The organism is Acinetobacter sp. YH01024, assembly GCF_013420195.1.
Taxonomy (GTDB): domain Bacteria; phylum Pseudomonadota; class Gammaproteobacteria; order Pseudomonadales; family Moraxellaceae; genus Acinetobacter; species Acinetobacter amyesii.
Genome location: NZ_VOYQ01000012.1, coordinates 1 through 16,715, shown reverse-complemented (window position 1 = coordinate 16,715; position 16,715 = coordinate 1). Strand labels below are relative to the sequence as shown.

General features: G+C 41.3%; 10 protein-coding genes, 1 tRNA gene and 1 pseudogene. 4 read left to right on the top strand and 8 right to left on the bottom strand.

Annotated features, from left to right (window positions below):
• Positions 1-169 precede the first annotated feature (169 nt).
• The 5 genes and pseudogenes from FTT88_RS07150 to FTT88_RS07130 form a co-directional block, all read right to left on the bottom strand.
• Positions 170-1,804 carry an NAD(P)/FAD-dependent oxidoreductase gene (locus tag FTT88_RS07150; RefSeq protein WP_180003974.1) on the bottom strand — a complete coding sequence of 545 codons (1,635 nt, stop codon included), beginning with the start codon at positions 1,802-1,804 and terminating at the stop codon, positions 170-172.
• A gap of 2 nt (positions 1,805-1,806) precedes the next feature.
• Positions 1,807-2,678, bottom strand: a pseudogene (locus FTT88_RS07145) (SDR family NAD(P)-dependent oxidoreductase).
• Between the two features lie 12 nt (positions 2,679-2,690).
• Positions 2,691-3,647 carry a metal-dependent hydrolase gene (locus FTT88_RS07140; RefSeq protein ID WP_180003913.1) on the bottom strand — a complete coding sequence of 319 codons (957 nt, stop codon included), beginning with the start codon at positions 3,645-3,647 and terminating at the stop codon, positions 2,691-2,693.
• A gap of 237 nt (positions 3,648-3,884) precedes the next feature.
• A complete protein-coding gene (locus tag FTT88_RS07135) occupies positions 3,885-5,324 on the bottom strand; it encodes a VWA domain-containing protein (RefSeq protein ID WP_180003911.1) in 1,440 nt (479 codons plus the stop codon).
• On the bottom strand, positions 5,312-6,814 hold the full coding sequence (locus FTT88_RS07130) for an AAA family ATPase (protein WP_180003909.1): 1,503 nt from the start codon (positions 6,812-6,814) through the stop codon (positions 5,312-5,314). The genes FTT88_RS07135 and FTT88_RS07130 overlap by 13 nt, the downstream gene beginning before the upstream one ends.
• Before the next feature lie 164 nt (positions 6,815-6,978).
• Between FTT88_RS07130 and FTT88_RS07125 the strand changes: the two genes are divergently transcribed.
• Both FTT88_RS07125 and FTT88_RS07120 read left to right on the top strand, forming a co-directional pair.
• Positions 6,979-7,491 (top strand): hypothetical protein, encoded by a 513-nt coding sequence (locus tag FTT88_RS07125; protein WP_180003972.1) that lies wholly within the window; start codon positions 6,979-6,981, stop codon positions 7,489-7,491.
• 375 nt (positions 7,492-7,866) lie between these two features.
• Entirely contained in the window at positions 7,867-9,492 is a 1,626-nt protein-coding gene (locus FTT88_RS07120; protein WP_180003907.1) for an NAD+ synthase, read from the top strand.
• 266 nt (positions 9,493-9,758) lie between these two features.
• Here the strand turns inward: FTT88_RS07120 and FTT88_RS07115 are convergent.
• Positions 9,759-9,835: transfer RNA gene (locus tag FTT88_RS07115), tRNA-Met, on the bottom strand.
• A 167-nt stretch (positions 9,836-10,002) separates the two neighbouring features.
• On the opposite strand from FTT88_RS07115, the gene FTT88_RS07110 reads away from it, so the two are divergent.
• Positions 10,003-10,419, top strand: a complete 417-nt coding sequence (locus FTT88_RS07110) for a hypothetical protein (RefSeq protein WP_180003905.1) — start codon at positions 10,003-10,005, stop codon at positions 10,417-10,419.
• 293 nt (positions 10,420-10,712) lie between these two features.
• Positions 10,713-11,153, top strand: a complete 441-nt coding sequence (locus FTT88_RS07105) for a universal stress protein (protein ID WP_078189919.1) — start codon at positions 10,713-10,715, stop codon at positions 11,151-11,153.
• Positions 11,154-11,262: 109 nt separating this feature from the next.
• Here the strand turns inward: FTT88_RS07105 and FTT88_RS07100 are convergent, their stop codons facing one another.
• A complete protein-coding gene (locus FTT88_RS07100; protein WP_180003903.1) occupies positions 11,263-11,580 on the bottom strand; it encodes an MGMT family protein in 318 nt (105 codons plus the stop codon).
• A 72-nt stretch (positions 11,581-11,652) separates the two neighbouring features.
• Positions 11,653-16,715, bottom strand: a 5,063-nt coding sequence (locus FTT88_RS07095) for a BapA/Bap/LapF family large adhesin (RefSeq protein WP_180173821.1), incomplete at its 5' end; no start/stop codon positions are given.

The following is a 16,715-nucleotide window of genomic DNA, read 5'->3' as shown; positions in this document are numbered from 1 at the left end:
ATGTATTTTAAATCGCCATTTTCTAGACAATCGCACACTGCTTCATCAGATATCGTCATAAAAAAAGCCCAATGCCACGTAGAAATTAGGCTGTAAACAAAAGGTTTAAATATTGATGATGCTTCATTTTGGCTTATCGAGTTAAGCGACATTTATTAAACCAAAGTCTCTAAGCAACAGTCTCATAATCTGCCAAATCCACATGTTTAAGACGCTGCTTTAACTGTTTCAGTGACCACGGCCAAGCTGCAAAATTGCGCCCATTGGCATCTAAGTAATAGCTCTTACAGCCGCCACTATTAAAGACTGTCGTCTGTAGATGTGTCTGCACTTTTGCATTGTGATAGGCCAATACATTTGGCTTAATTTCAAGCCGTTGTATCTTCTCTTGTTTCATTTTTACCAAGGCATCGACGATATACCCAACCTGTGCTTCTGCAATCCCAATGAATGAGTCATAAACCAAAATATTTGGCCCGAGCACCAAGAAGGCATTAGGTACTTGCGCGATACTGGTACCCAAAAACGCTTCAGGAGAACTGTTTTTCCAAAGTTCTGACAATAACTCCCCTTTGGCATTTTTTACACGTTGTCCAATCGGCGGATGAGAAACTTCAAATCCTGTGCCCCAAATAATGACATCGACTTCATGACGTTCACCATTTGCAGCGATGACGGTATTACCTTCTATTTCAACTAAACCATGTGGCACAAGTTCAACATTGGCTTGCTGCAATGCAGGATAATAGTTATTGGCAAATAAAAGACGCTTACAACCAATAGAAAAGTTTGGTGTTACTTTTTCACGTAATTCAGCATCTTGAATTTGTGTTTTCAACAACTGACGACCCAAATAATTGACTGGCTCTAACAGTGAAGGATTACGCAGTCCTAAATTGATACCATTTAATATACCGGCCACACTTTTGCGCCAAGTTTCTTGAACAGAGGGAAAGCGTGTAATCATGCCTTTCGCACGGTCATTCAGTGGTAAATCTGCTTTTGGTAATACCCATGGCGCAGTCCGTTGAAACACCACCACATTTTTGGCAATAGGTTGAATCTGAGGAATAAACTGAATCGCAGATGCTCCCGTACCTATCACTGCAATACGTTTCTCTTTTAAGTCATAGGCATGGTTCCATCGCGCAGAATGGAACATTTCACCTTTAAAGCTTTCAATACCTTTAATTTTTGGAATTTGCGGTTCAGTAATCGGCCCAGTGGAAAAAATTACCGTTCTCGCCGCATACTTACCTTTACTGGTCTCCAATTGCCATTGCTTTAATTGCTCATTCCATTCCGCTGCCATTAATTCACAGTTGAACTGAATGTTGCGATACAGCGCATGCTGCTCCGCAACATCTTCTAAATAGTTCAGAATCTCAGGTTGCTTGGCAAATAAATGACTCCATTTATGACTCGGCGCAAATGAAAACGAATATAAAGCAGAAGGGACATCACATCCACAACCTGGATAGGTGTTGTCGCGCCATGTTCCTCCCACGCGATTGGCTTTTTCCAAAACCACATAATCGGTATAACCCCGTTCATTCATTTGATGAGCTGCGGCTAAACCGGATATCCCCGCACCAATCACAATGGTATCGTAGACACGTACTTGATTTTCTACGCTTGGTTTTTCTAGACTAGGCTCTGACTCTGCTTGGTCTTGTGCTGCTTTTTTAGCTTTGGCAGAAGACGATGCAGGACGACGTGCATTAGTATGTGCTGTGGGCTTTTTAGTTTGAGTTTTATCTTGATCTAATGCTTTTACATCTTCGTCATGTAATTGTGTCGGCATGTTCATGCTTTTGCTCCCGACTTTTTAATATAGTTGTTAAATATGGGATAACCCACCCCCAATAAGCGGGTATAGGTTTGCGGGGATAAACGCTTTAACCACCAAAATAATTTGGCATCAGGTTGTGGAATGGTATACAACTTCCCTGCATCTAAATTATTCAATGTCAAATTGACTACATCGTGGCTCGTCGTAAATGCATGATTCATCAGCAATTGATCAGCTAAGCCTGAATATCGATTGGGCAAGCGACCATTTTTCATAATATTGGTTGGCACCAAGGTTGGGCACAGCACATTCACACGGATATTTGCCGATCGCAGCTCAGCCGATAAAGTTTCAGACAATGCCAACACACTCGACTTCGTCACGTTATATGCTGTCATTTCTGGTGCAGCAGTATATGCCGCAGCAGAAGCAACATTAATAATCGCGCCGCCCTGCTTATTTTGTTTCAGCTTAGGTACAAAATAATGACAGCCATGCACTACACCCCACAAATTGACATGCATACACCACTGCCAGTCGTCTAAACTCAGCTCATCAAATTTACCACCCAGCCCGACGCCTGCATTGTTGATCACTAAAGTCACAGCATGTCCCATCAACTGCTCAGCTTGCTCTGACAATGCTTTTACTTCTTCAGCCTTACCTACATCACACTGCACTGCACTGCATAAGCATTTGATGAGGTCATGGATTGAATTTGATCCACCGTTTCCTGTGCTGCCTCTAAATGAATATCGGCACAGACCACTGTTCCGCCACGACGTGCTAGCTCTAAAGCAAAGCTTCGTCCAATACCACTGCCTGCACCTGTGACCACCGCATAAGCGTTTTCACTTGGCTTGTTCTTTTTTCCAAATAGACCCATGGTTTTGTCCTTTTATCGTTTTAATGCTGGGGTAAATTCTTTGACAAAATAAGGTGTCAACACGCCATCAACAGGGTTCAACAAGCGCTTTTTGTAATATTCAAGAAATGCAGAAGTGTCATGATCATTCGGGTGAAAACTTGGTCGTAGATAGTCAAAAATATGCCCGAGGCTGCTGCCATAAACACCATCTCTTAGCCCAAAAATCAGTTGGAAACTGCGCGGAACATCTTTCCAGTAGCTTAGGCTAATCAAATTTGATGGCTTTCTGTAGAAAGGGACAATCGATGCACCAATTGAAATCAAACCCAAAATGGTAATTAATGCAGGGAAAAAGCCAGCAATACGTAAAGCATAATTACCTGATAATTCTTGATAAACATCATAGGCAATGTCTTTGTGTTCAGACTCTTCCAACATATGCCACATCCAAATAGCGCGCTGCTTTTCATCTATTGAATTAAAAAAGATTTCTTCATGATTCATCATGTATTCCGCAAGCACTGCGGTGAAATGCTCAATTGCTGCCATTAAGGATAACTTCATTGGCTGTGGCATACGTTCAAAACCATAGGCAAAGACGTAGTGTTCTAACTTTCTAAAAAATTGCACAGGCAGATTTCTTGCGCGATACGCTTCATTCATTTCTTCATGCATACGTGAATGAATGGCCTCTTGCCCAATCAACGACGTGACACGTTGTCTTAATACAGGATCTTGAATAAAGTCGCGATGATATCGAGCAGTATCAATCACCAAATCTTCGCCACGGGTTAAGAAAATAGATAAAGATGCAAAATAGGCACTGGCCAATTCTGCATTCATATAAAATTTTGGATCAATTTTTTCTGGTTCGAAATCAAATTTCATATGACGAATAGGAACAACGGCAGACTGTTTTGTTGGGTCAAAGACAGGGCCTGCAAATACGCGTGCTAACATTTTTTTTATCGGTTGAAAAGCGCTCATGATTTTGCTCTCAATTTGGGTGTTTCCCCTTCATTGACTTCATGTCGATTGAAGGAAAAACACATAGATTGAGGATCAAATTAAGTGAGATAGATCACTAGACCATTAGCAAAACCGACCTCTCGATTTGCAAAAATGCTCAAATATTTTCTTTGTCAGACAATCTTTAAAACATCGATGCTGTATGGCTCAAAAGCTTGTCATTAAAGGTCATGGCGTATTTTGAGTGAGTGACGTTTATTGGATTTTTTGCATTTCACCAGTCGCAGATTGATAGACCCATTGATGATCAAACAGGCTTTCGTCTAAATGATCCAGTTTAAAATTACCGATAGCCACAGCATAGAATCCATTGCCCTGCTGCTTCAAATGTGTGATCTCTTGCATGAGTTCTTCAGTCAGTTGACCCATTATAAAGTCGGAAATCACCACCACATCGGCATGTACAAAATTCGGTTGTTTCAGCATGTCCACGGCATGATTCATCGCAGGGATAATATCTGTTCCCCCATGAAATGACTGCCCTAAAAAGTGAATGACATCATCCAAAGCACTATTATGTTGTAAATTCAGCGCGGTTAAATTGGTCGAGAAATTTACCAAATACATCGCTCGCTTTTCTTTTAGCGCTCGAATCGATAAATATAGACAAATCGCTTTGGAAATCAGTTCAGGTTGCCCATTCATTGAGCCACTGGTATCTAAGCAGACAATCATCGGGCCTTTTTGTCCGACTCGACGCTGCGTATGGCGTGGGTCTTCGATCACCCTTCCCTGTTGCTGCCCTTCTCGATTAAAACTCATCAGATTAGATTCTAAATATTTCAAATCAAATAAAACTTGCAAGTCTGGATCGGCTAACAGCGCCAACTCGCTAGGTAAAGCCATACTGAGTTCTTGTGCCAATTTAATTCCAGTAATTTCCTCTTGCGCCATCGGGGTGTGAATAAGCTGCTGTGGCTCTTGTTCTAACTGAGCAGAAATCCGCTTACGTGGTATATTCGGCTGTGCGCTTCCGATCATTTGACATAAACGTTTAAGCGCCCGATCTTGCTCGAGATAATTCGCCCATTGCTCAAAGTTCTGTACATCATGCTCAGTTAATTGCCCTTTGGAATAGTCTAGAAAAATCCCAGTTTCAAACCCGACACTGTCATGGTGCTTGACCATTTTCGACAATGTCGCAAGAAAATCTTTGATTTCATCTAAAAAGGCATCTCGTTGTAACCTGAGCTGCTCAAACTCCCAATGCGCAATGGCTTCGGTCAATTTACGCTGCCATTTGCCTTTAAATAGCTCTATTTGTAATTGACGCTGCTGCTTGGTCAGCAATGGCTGTTGGCTCTGTTGCCACATTTCAGTGAATTCTGGAATCCCTAAGGTTTGCATGAAGGCGGCATATTCAGTGTGGAATTGAACAAAATCACCCTGCTCCCAATGCTTTAACGCAAGCCAATATTCCAATTGCTGCTGCGCCACTGCATAGGGATGCTGCTGATCTAAACTCGATTTTGCCTGAAAGGCCCATTCCTGAATTTTTTGATCGAGCTTTTTTGCAACTTTATGATCTTCCAACCAATGTTTTAAACTGGATTGTTTTAATTCATCATATAGTTGTGAACTTAATTCATCGAGTGCCGATTGAGTTTGATGTCGTGTCAGTTTTAATTGCGACATAACTGTTCCAAGCGCTCACAATCTTGTAACTGCAACTGATATCTCGCCAATTGCTGCTCAATAGATTGAATTAATTGTTGAATATCCTGTTCAGTGACAAAGACCGATTTAAACTGATGTTTTTGACTGTTAAAGCGTTCCGTCAACAGATCCAATTCTGTTTGAAACAGTGCTTTGAGCTGTTGAACTTCGTGTAACAGCTCATATTGGCTTTGTGCTGAAAGAGAGCTGCGTGGACTACCTTTGGTATGTTTTATATACGGCGTCACCACTTCTTCTAAGCCGTAATAACCACCTTTTAACGTACATACTCTTGAACCATTAAAATTACATACGATGCCACGCACTTCTTCACCAGTATCATCTAAGGCAAAGAAGTCCTTTTTCGTATCCATTTTATCCAGTTCGAGATACAACACTTTATCTTTATAGTGTCGATCTAGATTAGTCACTGCACGCAAGTAGTCAATGCCATGAATTAAATAACTCTCATACACATCATCGGTATAATAAAAATGATTGAGCACCCGCTGTTCAAGTGCATCCTTCTCTGCCACATGTTGTTCGAATTGCAAACCGTAATTTAAGCCATTTTCAGCCAATACTTCATCTATCTGCTGCGAAACAAAAGCAATGTCTTCAGGCTGATTCCATAAGCAATGTTTTAAAATTAATAGATCACTCAAAATCACCGATGGACGATCATTTAAAAATGCACAGGCTTTGACTAAATAAGCCACACGTTGCCAACGACGGTCAGAGACATAGACCACGTGATCTTCAAAGTTATGGTTGAGTCGAGTTTTAAGTTGATCAAACAGATTTAAAATCGAAGCGGGTAATTCCATCTGATATATCTGTTCCCGCCAATCTTGCAACTCCGCTTTTTTTATTTTTAAGGTCGCATCGACTTCAACACTGACTTGACTCGGTTTGGCCTCTAATAGTGCATGGAAGTTTTCTGCAACAGCAATCGGCGGCACTTCTAAGCGCAAAATAAAACGATCATACAAGGCATCTAGACCTTGATTTGGTTCGGGAATTTCATTCGATGCACTGACCAAAACATTCAATGGAACTTTTTGGACAATGTCACCATTTTTAAAACTCCGCTCATTCACCAAGGTCAGTAAAGTATTTAAAATCGCAGGGCTGGCTTTCCAAATTTCATCTAAAAATGCAAAATCTGCCCGTGGTAAATAATGTTCTGTTTTACGAATATATTGATCTTCTTTTAAGGCTTTAATTGATACCGGTCCAAAAATTTCTTCCGGCGTACTGAAACGATTCATCAAATATTCAAAATAGTCATGGACTTCAAAAGCAGAAGCGATTCGACGTGAAATCAAACTTTTTGCTGTGCCGGGCAAACCATATAAAAAGGTATTCATGCCCGCAACACCAGCCAACAAACTCAAAGCAATAATCTGCTCACGTTCATACATATTTTTGCTGATTTCAGAAATTAAAGTATTGATCCGTGCTTGCATCTGACTATCTGTTTGACCGAAAACTAAATTGTAACGCCCTAACTGTTTTTTCGCTGTAGCAGATGCAAAAATATCGCTTTTTAAATACAGAGCAACAGCGCGATGCCTTATTTTCAGGTTATAGTAAATCTGAAAATTCCTTTGGAACTCTAGACACTTTTCACATGTTGCTCTTTTTTCACACACTCATTCGACTGTTAAAACTTGAAGGTTTTAAATATCGATCCCTCACGGCAGGTGAAATATCCATGTGTCGCAGTGTGTTTGGTGATTTGATTCAATATGAACAAGTGAAAGTGATGAATCACCCTTTTTTGCCTTGGCAATCGGCACATGTGGTCATGGCGCCTCAGGGGTATATCCATGCACGAAATTTACTGTTTAAAGCGGACTATGCCAAAGCGTCTTTAGGATATCGTGCCCTGTTTATTCATGAAATGGCCCATGTTTATCAATACCAGCAACAGATCAATGTTTTGGGTCGGGGTGCTATTTTGCAGATGGCGTATTTCTTCAGTTTTAAAAAATATAATCCATACCGCTATACCCTCAAAGCACACAAGGCATTTTTTGACTACAACATTGAGCAACAAGGTGACATTGCACGTGACATCTATTTAAAGCGAATTAAAAATATTATTTTATATCCTGAACTTGTTCATCAAATTGAGCTATAAAGCTTCCATGCTCTGTAGCGAATATTTTTAGATAAAATTGAATATCGCCTGATCATTCTATTTCACACTAGTGCTCGACCATTGACGCTATTTTGAGTACAAAAAAACAGCATTAATATTTACTTTATGGCACATAAGCTCAGCTAGGCTTTTAAAAGCTATGAATACCTCTAGTATCTCGCTTAAATTCAGATAAAATAGGCTCACCTTATTTTTTTGCTTTGCATCAAAACAAGTGAATTATCATACGATGATGGTGTTTTGTTTTCGCCTTTCGGCAGTATTTTTCGTATCTAAATACACTCGCTGAATAATCACAATAATACAAATCAGTGTGTTAAGTGTATTCACCTATAGGAATAGGATTTAGTTGGAATGAATAGTTTTAAAATTGCACTTGCTCAGTTCTCTCCGCATATTGGTAATCTAGAATCAAACGCAGCAAAAATGCTTCAACAAGCCAATGCTGCAAAAGAACAGAATGCAGATATTATTGTTTTTCCGGAACTTTCTACAGTTGGTTATCCTGCTGAAGATTTATTATTACGTCCAAGTTTAAATAAACGTACACAGCAAGCTTTTGAACAATTAGCAAGCATTAAGGACATCGTTTTAGTCTTTGGTTTTGTAAATCAAACTGAAGATGGTCAGCGCTATAACTCTGCTGCTGTCATGAAAAATGGTCAAGTTCTCGGGATTTACAATAAACAAAATCTTCCAAACTATAGCGTTTTTGATGAAAAACGTTATTTCAGTGAGGGTCATCAACACCTTGTCTTTGAATATTTAGGTCATAAGTTTGGTGTGTTGATTTGCGAAGATGTTTGGGCATTACCAACTGTTCAACAGCTTGCTCAGTTAAATGTTGAAACCGCTTTGGTTTTAAATGCTTCACCTTATGAAGTTGGTAAACCACAGCATCGCATTGAAACCATGGCTGCATTGACCAAACAATTGAACATCAATTTGGTTTACTGTAACCAAGTGGGCGGTCAAGATGACCTTGTCTTTGATGGCACAAGCTTTGTGATGAACAATTCAGGTGAAGTTGCATTGCAAGCACCGAGTTTTGTTGAAGATCTATATATCGCAGAATACGATGCTGAACAAAAAGCCTTTAAAACAGGTGCAATCACGCCTGTATTAAATACCATGGCTGAAATCTACCAAAGCCTTGTGATCGCAACACGTGACTACGTACAACGTTCAGGCTTCCCAGGTGTGATTTTAGGTCTATCTGGTGGTATTGACTCAGCATTAACTTTAGCGATTGCTGCCGATGCGATTGGCGCAGATAAAGTTCAAGCGGTCATGATGCCATATACTTATACTGCACAAATCAGTGTTGAAGATGCGGCTGAACAAGCCAAGAATATGGGCGTAACTTTTGGTATTGCCGAAATCAATCCAATTGTGAATGGCTTTATGCAAACCTTGTTCCCATTCTTTGGCAATGCACCGACAGATGCAACTGAAGAAAACCTACAAGCGCGTTCTCGCGGTACATTGTTAATGGCCTTATCGAATAAGTTCGGCAATTTAGTCCTTTCTACAGGGAACAAGTCTGAATTATCTGTTGGCTACTGTACATTGTACGGTGACATGGTCGGTGGCTTTGCGGTTCTTAAAGACGTCTATAAAACGATTGTATTTGAACTAGCAAAATACCGTAACAGCATTTCAGAAACACCAGTGATCCCTGAACGTGTGATTACTCGCCCACCTTCTGCGGAACTTCGTCCAGATCAGAAAGACCAAGACTCTCTACCTGAATACGAAGTATTGGATGCCATCTTATATGCCTATATCGAAGAAGACATGAGCCAAGATGACATCATTGCTAAAGGTTTTGATGCTGAAATTGTGAAAAAAGTCATCCGTTTGGTTGATCTAAACGAATACAAACGTCGCCAAGGCGCGATCGGTCCACGTATCAGCTCACGTGCATTTAGCCGTGAACGTCGCTATCCGATCGTGAATGGTTGGAAACCGGGTATCTAATTACTTGATTCAAATCAAAAAAGCCCAGTTATAGAACTGGGCTTTTTTATAGGCGCAAAATACGCAGCAGTAAAAATAAAAAATAATTGAGAAGTATATTTCAAAAGTCAGGTCATAAAATAATGCAGTTAAAGATTTGAGTTGTCTTTTATTTCCACATAAACATCGTAAATAGATCATTTTATTAGTGCTGTAATTATTTCAATCTATTTGACTTTTTCAAGGCACAAAAAAAGAGACCAAGCTGAGAGCTTGGTCTATAAAAATGGTGGCTATGACGAGACTTGAACTTGTGACCCCCGCATTATGAGTGCGGTGCTCTAACCAACTGAGCTACATAGCCGTAAACTGTGGTGGCATTATCTAGATTTCATACATTATCGTCAAGCATTTTTGTTTGCAATTGTTCAGAGTTTAAACAAGCAAAGTTCAAGATGTTACTATTTAAGCAAATCATGCTATTTTTAGCCCTAATTACTATATTTTTTGATTAAAAATTAGAGTTTTATCATGCAATTCAATTCGATAAAAAAAATCTGTCTGACCCTTAGCCTAACCGTTATGACACTGACGGGCTGCCAAATCGTCTCCCCAATTTTTGTTGACTATAATGGTGTACGACGTGATGTGGCGACTTGGATTAATAAACAGCCTTTATTGAGCATGCAACAAAAGCGCAGCATGGCTCAACTTAGCCGAGCACAGCAACCAATCATTCGACTCGACTTCAATGATCAGGAGAAATTAGTCAGTGTTGCTCGCGCCAATGAAGCTGCAATGTATTGTGCCAATCAGTATTTATCAGCGCGACAAATTCAACGCCTGCAAAAACAGATTTTCCCTGAAGATGCGTTGCATAAATTAAGCTTGCTTGAGCAACAAGCGTTGCATATTACCCTGACAGAGCAAGAGAAACGGTGTGATTGAAACCATGTCCACTGATGGATGAATTATCTAGGCTCAATTTTTTCAGCACCAAATTGTCTTACAATCTAGACATAGCTGCTTACATTATTGAGCATTTTTGCTATCGCTAAGCGAGGTGAAAACAAGTCTATATTTTTGCAATATTTTTATTGCAAATTTCGCAATATCCTTATGAATTTACTTGGTTTTATTCCCAAATAAAAAAGCGTATGATGAAACTATGATCAATGTAAGTAGCGCTTTTTTTCAGGTTTTTCCATCCAAATTCAATTGATCAGATAAGGAGAAATAAGATGGCTTTAAATAATATTTTAGTTCCAGTGGACGGTTCAGAAACTTCTTATGCTGCGGTGGCTAAAGCTGTCGAGTTTGCAAAAACTTTTGGCAGTAAAATTACTGTGGTTCAAGTACTGACGCTCGATCCATATATTGCTGCAGAGTATATTTCAGCAGCGCAAACCAATGATTTAATTGAACGTGCTCGTGCATCGATTTTAAATACACTTGAAGAAGCAAAAGCGAAATTTTCAACTGAAGGTGTCACTGTTGAAACTCGCTTACTTGAAGGTCAAGTGGTGCATACTGAACTGGTTAAAGCTGCAGAAGAAACACATGCGGACTTGATTATTATTGGTTCACATGGCCGTACAGGGATCAAAAAATTCTTCTTGGGCAGCGTAGCTCAAAGCGTACTAGGTGCTTCAGACATTCCTGTTTTGGTTGTACGCAAATAAGCCATTAGATTTATAGCGTGAAATAAAAAGCCTTCTGATCCTAGAGGGCTTTTTATTGACTACTTCATCAATTATAAAATTATAATTCTATGTTTAAGGCAAGGATTTTTTAAGGTATCCATTGATATTGTTTCAATGAGATGCGTCCATTCACTACAAAGACATTTTCGGCTGTCAATTTCAATTGCTGGATATTTTCGCCTTTTTCATTGCAACGCTGCGTGCTGATTTTTCCCTGAGCATTGACCACTCGATGCCATGGGATCGTTGATGTTGCATCTAGATGCTTAAGTACATAGCCAACCAGTCGTGCATGCTTCGGTAAACCCGCTAATTTGGCAATTTGTCCGTAAGTGGCAATCTTCGCCTGCGGTATCAATTGAATAACCGACAAAATTTGCGTTGCCAATTCATCACTCTGCTTCATCTGATCTCCTTTGAGCCGCATAAAAAAAGAGAACCCGAAGGTTCTCTTTGATTAATACTTAATTTTGACAGATTAGTACAGTAATTGGTTGTGATCGAGTAAATCTTTCAAGGTCACATCAGTATTTTTCAATGTGAGAAATTCAACTTTATCGCCAAATTTAGACCCTGTTCCATCACGATCAATGCTGATCACGGTGTTGCCCTTGCCATCAGATTTCACCGAAACAAACTGATCAATATTCGACTGATTGACATTTTGACCTTGTAACAAGGCTTTGATATTCACTTTATCGCCTTCAGACGCATTAAAGTCATTCCAAGTATCATGTCCATTGCCACCCGTAGCATCGGCTTGATCCAATACTTTATATATAACTGTATCAATGCCCGCTTTGGTGGTGAATTGATCATTGCCCGCAGTGCTGGTGATTTCATCGTTACCAACACTTCCTGTGAAGTTCACACCTGCTTTAATGGTCAAGGTTGCCGCTGAAATATCACCATTTGGCGCAACCAGTTTATACGTAAACTGTTCTGCTGCACCTGAGGTAAGATTCGTATCTTTAAGAGTGTAGGTGTAGCTACCATTTGACTTCACCACCATTTCGCCATATTTCGCCGTAATGGTTGTACCCGTAGAACTCACTTGGGTAAAGGTTAAGCCACCATCTTTAGACACATACAAATCTGTATATTTCGAAGCGACAGTATCAACACCAAATCCATCATTATCGGTTAATAAATTGCCTTTAGTTGCAGCATTCGCAGCAGATTTTACGGTAAAGCTATCAAGGTCAATAATGCTACGTGAAATGACCGCCGATACACTGCCGCCCAAGCTTATGCCTTTATTGGTTACGGCTTGAATCGTATAGGTTCCTGCTTTCAATCCAGTGACCGTAACAGAATTACCATTTGGTAGTAGACCAATAACATCAACTACTGTTGAAGCACCCGAAGTCGCAACCAATTTACCTTTTTCGTCGTAGACGTTAATCGTGGTATTACCCAGTAATGAAACCAGTTGTGAAGAACCAAAGTCAACTTTGATGTTCTCTACCGTACCGTCTGCAACGGTGATTTTGGTCGAACCTGCTTTCGTCCCACCAAATCCAATCGACCAACTGTAGCTAATTGAACTTGATTGACCTGTAGATACGGTATTCGATGCATCAAAACCAATCATGTCAACATTGTTAGTAGCAACAACTGTACTTGCATGATCTTTTGGCTCCGCTGCATTCCAGTTCAATGCCAAATCGCTTTGCGTTCCAATGTGAATAATCAGGTCAGCACTACTTGCTTTGCCCGAAACTGGATCAACTACGGAATAGCTAAACACTTCTGCCTTACCAATCGCTGTGACATCAGCTTTCGGTTTATAGCTATACGAGCCATCTTGATGAATGGTCAATGTGCCATAGTTCCCTTTGACTGTGGCCGTACCATTGATCAATTGGCCATTGATACTGTTGACGATTGAACCTGCAGGAACAGCATCTTGACCATAAAGTGCATCATGATCTGTGATGACATTTCCTTTTGCTTCTTCTACATGGCTCACTTCAGGTTCTACTGAAGTATCAAACACTTTCAACGATAGATTTGCACTGACCGATGTTGCAAGGCCAATAGCCGAACCGCCGACAAACTCAAACTTATATTCACCAGATTGTAAGTTTTTCGCGCGTACAGCCGTTTCTTCGCCAAAGATGCCGATAAAATCTAATAAACCATAGTCTTTATTCGACGCGATCAGCTTCCAGCTCCCATCGGTATTTTTCACAAATAGTCGCATTTCTGCTTTATCAAACAGGTTGATCAATGAACCTGTATGTACACTGATCGTTGCCTCACCAACTTCTTGATCCCCGATAGAGAAGTAACCTGTGTGTACTTTTGAACCAATATTAATCAGATCAAAAACGTTGAATAGTTTATTGGTACGAACTTCTTCAACTGGATATTCAAAGTTGATGTTGGCATTAACCAAATTATCTGCTGCATGAATGCTAACAGTTGGCGCGATTAATTCTTGAGGTGCAGACTCACCACCATCATCTTTCGCAGTCACTAAAATGCGCTGGCCATCTGTCACTGCTGGCTGTAAGACAACTTTGAAATTGCCTTCAAGATCAGCAATTGCTGTGCCTAGAATGGTTTTAGCATCGGCGGCATACACAGTGATATCTGAACCCGCTTCAGCATGACCTGTGACCACAGCACCTTGACTATCTAAAGTTGCAAATGGTGTTGCTGGTGCGTACAAGTCTGGTGCCAATGCTGGTGTAGCTAAGGATTCGCCACCTGCATCTTTTGCGGTCACTTTCACTTGCTCGCCATCCACAAGTGCAGGTACAAGTGCAATTTGATAATGACCATTGGCATCCGCAGTCGCTGTACCCAATGGGGTTGTGCCTTTGCTACCACCGTACACGGTAACAATGGCAAAAGCTTCGGTCACGCCTTCCACAGCAGATCCTGTTGCATTGACTTTCGCTGTCGGTGCATCAGGGGCAAATAGATCTGGAGCTTGCGCTGTGATTACTGGTGATTCACCGCCTACATCTTTCGCCGTGACTTTTACTTGCTCACCATCCACCAAAGCAGGTTGAAGTTGAACGCTATAAGTCCCATTTGCATCGGCTACAGCCGTCCCAAGCTTTTGCTTCGCATCAGATGTATATACCGTCACTTCTGAACCCGGTTGAGCTTTACCAAAGACAGTAGAGCCATCTTTATGGTTCACTTCCGCAGTTGGAATTACCGGCACAGTTGCATCTATTAAATCATCTGATGCAGAACCTTGATTTCCTGCTTGATCTGTAGCAGTCGCTGTATATGTGCCTTCTGCTGCTGTTGCAGGAACTTGTGCGATGAAATGACCATTGGCATCGACAGTGACATCAATATTTTTGCCTTGTGGATCAGCTATAGAAACTTTCGCACCTGATTCAGTTTTACCTGTAATGGTTGCAGAGCCATCTGGATTTGATAAGACTTTAAAATCATCGATTTGCGGCGCAAGTTGGTCATCTAGATCTGCCGTTGCAGAACCTTGATTTCCAGCATTATCAGTTGCTGTAGCGGTATAAGTTCCTTCCGCAGCAGGTGATGGAATCGTTGCTGTGAATTGACCATTGGCATCTACACTTGCAGGATAGGTTTGACCGTCTGGCGTAGTGATTTCAACTTTTGCACCCGGTTCAGTTTTACCTGTCACCGTTGCAGAACCATCGGCATTTGCCTGAACGTCAATGCTGACATCAGCAGTACTATCAATTGTCGTACTTGTTGTTGCTTTTTGACTTGAATTACCAGCCGCATCTTTCGCAATCGCCTCAATATGATAGAGACCATTTGTCAGGTTTGATTTTGCTTGGTAACTCCAGTTTCCTTGAGCATCAACAAGTGCCTGTCCTGTTTCGACAACATTTCCGAGTTGATCTTTCACACTTACGCTAACAGTTACGCCTTTTTCAGTTTTTCCACTAAAACTTGGAGATGGATCTGTAATAACACCAACATCATGAATATCAATAAGTGGTGGAATAGTATCAACAATAAATTGTTTCGTTGACGGCGCACTGATATTACCAGCGATATCTTTCGATATGGCTTCTAGGGTTAATAATCCCTCAGGTAAAGCAACCGATGGTGTATAAGTCCACTTACCTGTTGCCGTATCGAGTTTCGCTAAGCCTGAATCCAATAAATTATTTTCAGCATCATAAATATTGATCTGAACTTCAGTACTCTTGCTCGATGTGCCCGAGAAGGTCTGTTTATTGTTGTTGGTCTGTGGAATAGACGGTGTGGATAACGTCGTCGCTCGCATAGCAAATGTAGCGAGTGGAGCCACTGCTGGAGCTGCAAAGAAATCAAAATCATCAATATCAACAGTTGGCGGAGTCGTATCGATTTCAAATCGATCATTTGCTTCAGCTGTGTTACCTGCTTTGTCCGTTGCAATCGCAACAGCCGTATATTCGCCATCATCTAAATTACGAGGAGGTGTAAATGTCCATGCGCCATCTGCAAATACACTTGCTTGGCCTTCAAATTTCACCACGCCTGCAAAGTCTTTAATATATACATAGACCGATGCACCCGGCTCGGTTTCTCCGCTGACCGTTGGCGTTTGATCATTTGTAATGATTAGATCATCGATAGTGATTGTTGGTGCTGTATTATCGACACTTGCCACGCTATGCGAAGCTGTTGCTGCTTGACCGGCATTACCTGCTGTATCGCTATAACTGCCTGCAGCAATATCCAGTTTCACGGTCGCAGCACTACCATCGTTGCCATTCGCCACGACTTTAGCAGTCCAACTGCCATCAGCCTGTTGTGCTAAGTCTGTCAGTTTGCCGCCTGTGACCTGTACATCGTCTGCATCAAAGCCAACCACTTTTTCACTGAAGCTGATCTTCACATCTCCATTGTCGGCAATGCTAATCGTTGCTTTTGGTGCTGTACTATCGATACTTGCCACGCTGTGTGAAGCTGTTGCGGCTTGACCAGCATTGCCTGCCGCATCGCTATAACTGCCTGCAGCAATATCCAGTTTCACGGTCGCTGCACTACCATCGTTGCCATTTGCCACGACTTTAGCAGTCCAACTACCATCGGATTGTTGTGCCAAGTCTTTGAGTTTGCCGCCAGTGACCTGTACATCGTCTGCATCAAAACCGACCACTTTTTCACTAAAGCTGATCTTCACATCACCATTATCGGCAATCGTAATCGTCGCTTTTGGTGCTGTGCTATCGATACTTGCCACGCTGTGCGAAACTGTCGCTGCTTGACCGGCATTGCCTGCCGCATCGCTATAACTGCCTGCCGCAATATCGAGTTTAACGGTCGCAGCACTACCATCGTTGCCATTCGCCACGACTTTAGCAGTCCAACTACCATCGGCTTGTTGTGCTAAGTCGTTGAGTTTGCCACCAGAAACTTGAACATCGTCTGCATCAAAGCCAACGACTTTTTCACTGAAGCTGATTTTCACATCACCATTATCGGCAATCGTAATCGTCGCTTTTGGTGCTGTGCTATCGATACTTGCCACGCTGTGCGAAACTGTCGCTGCTTGACCGGCATTGCCTGCCGCATCGCTATAACTGCCTGCCG

What these genes read in the sequence shown, in the direction of transcription:
- FTT88_RS07150 (WP_180003974.1), bottom strand. Translation starts at nt 1,804, where the DNA reads ATGCCGACACAATTACATGACGAAGATGTAAAAGCATTAGATCAAGAT.
- FTT88_RS07140 (WP_180003913.1), bottom strand. Translation starts at nt 3,647, where the DNA reads ATGAGCGCTTTTCAACCGATAAAAAAAATGTTAGCACGCGTATTTGCA.
- FTT88_RS07135 (WP_180003911.1), bottom strand. Translation starts at nt 5,324, where the DNA reads ATGTCGCAATTAAAACTGACACGACATCAAACTCAATCGGCACTCGAT.
- FTT88_RS07130 (WP_180003909.1), bottom strand. Translation starts at nt 6,814, where the DNA reads ATGCAAGCACGGATCAATACTTTAATTTCTGAAATCAGCAAAAATATG.
- FTT88_RS07125 (WP_180003972.1), top strand. Translation starts at nt 6,979, where the DNA reads ATGTTGCTCTTTTTTCACACACTCATTCGACTGTTAAAACTTGAAGGT.
- FTT88_RS07120 (WP_180003907.1), top strand. Translation starts at nt 7,867, where the DNA reads ATGAATAGTTTTAAAATTGCACTTGCTCAGTTCTCTCCGCATATTGGT.
- FTT88_RS07110 (WP_180003905.1), top strand. Translation starts at nt 10,003, where the DNA reads ATGCAATTCAATTCGATAAAAAAAATCTGTCTGACCCTTAGCCTAACC.
- FTT88_RS07105 (WP_078189919.1), top strand. Translation starts at nt 10,713, where the DNA reads ATGGCTTTAAATAATATTTTAGTTCCAGTGGACGGTTCAGAAACTTCT.
- FTT88_RS07100 (WP_180003903.1), bottom strand. Translation starts at nt 11,580, where the DNA reads ATGAAGCAGAGTGATGAATTGGCAACGCAAATTTTGTCGGTTATTCAA.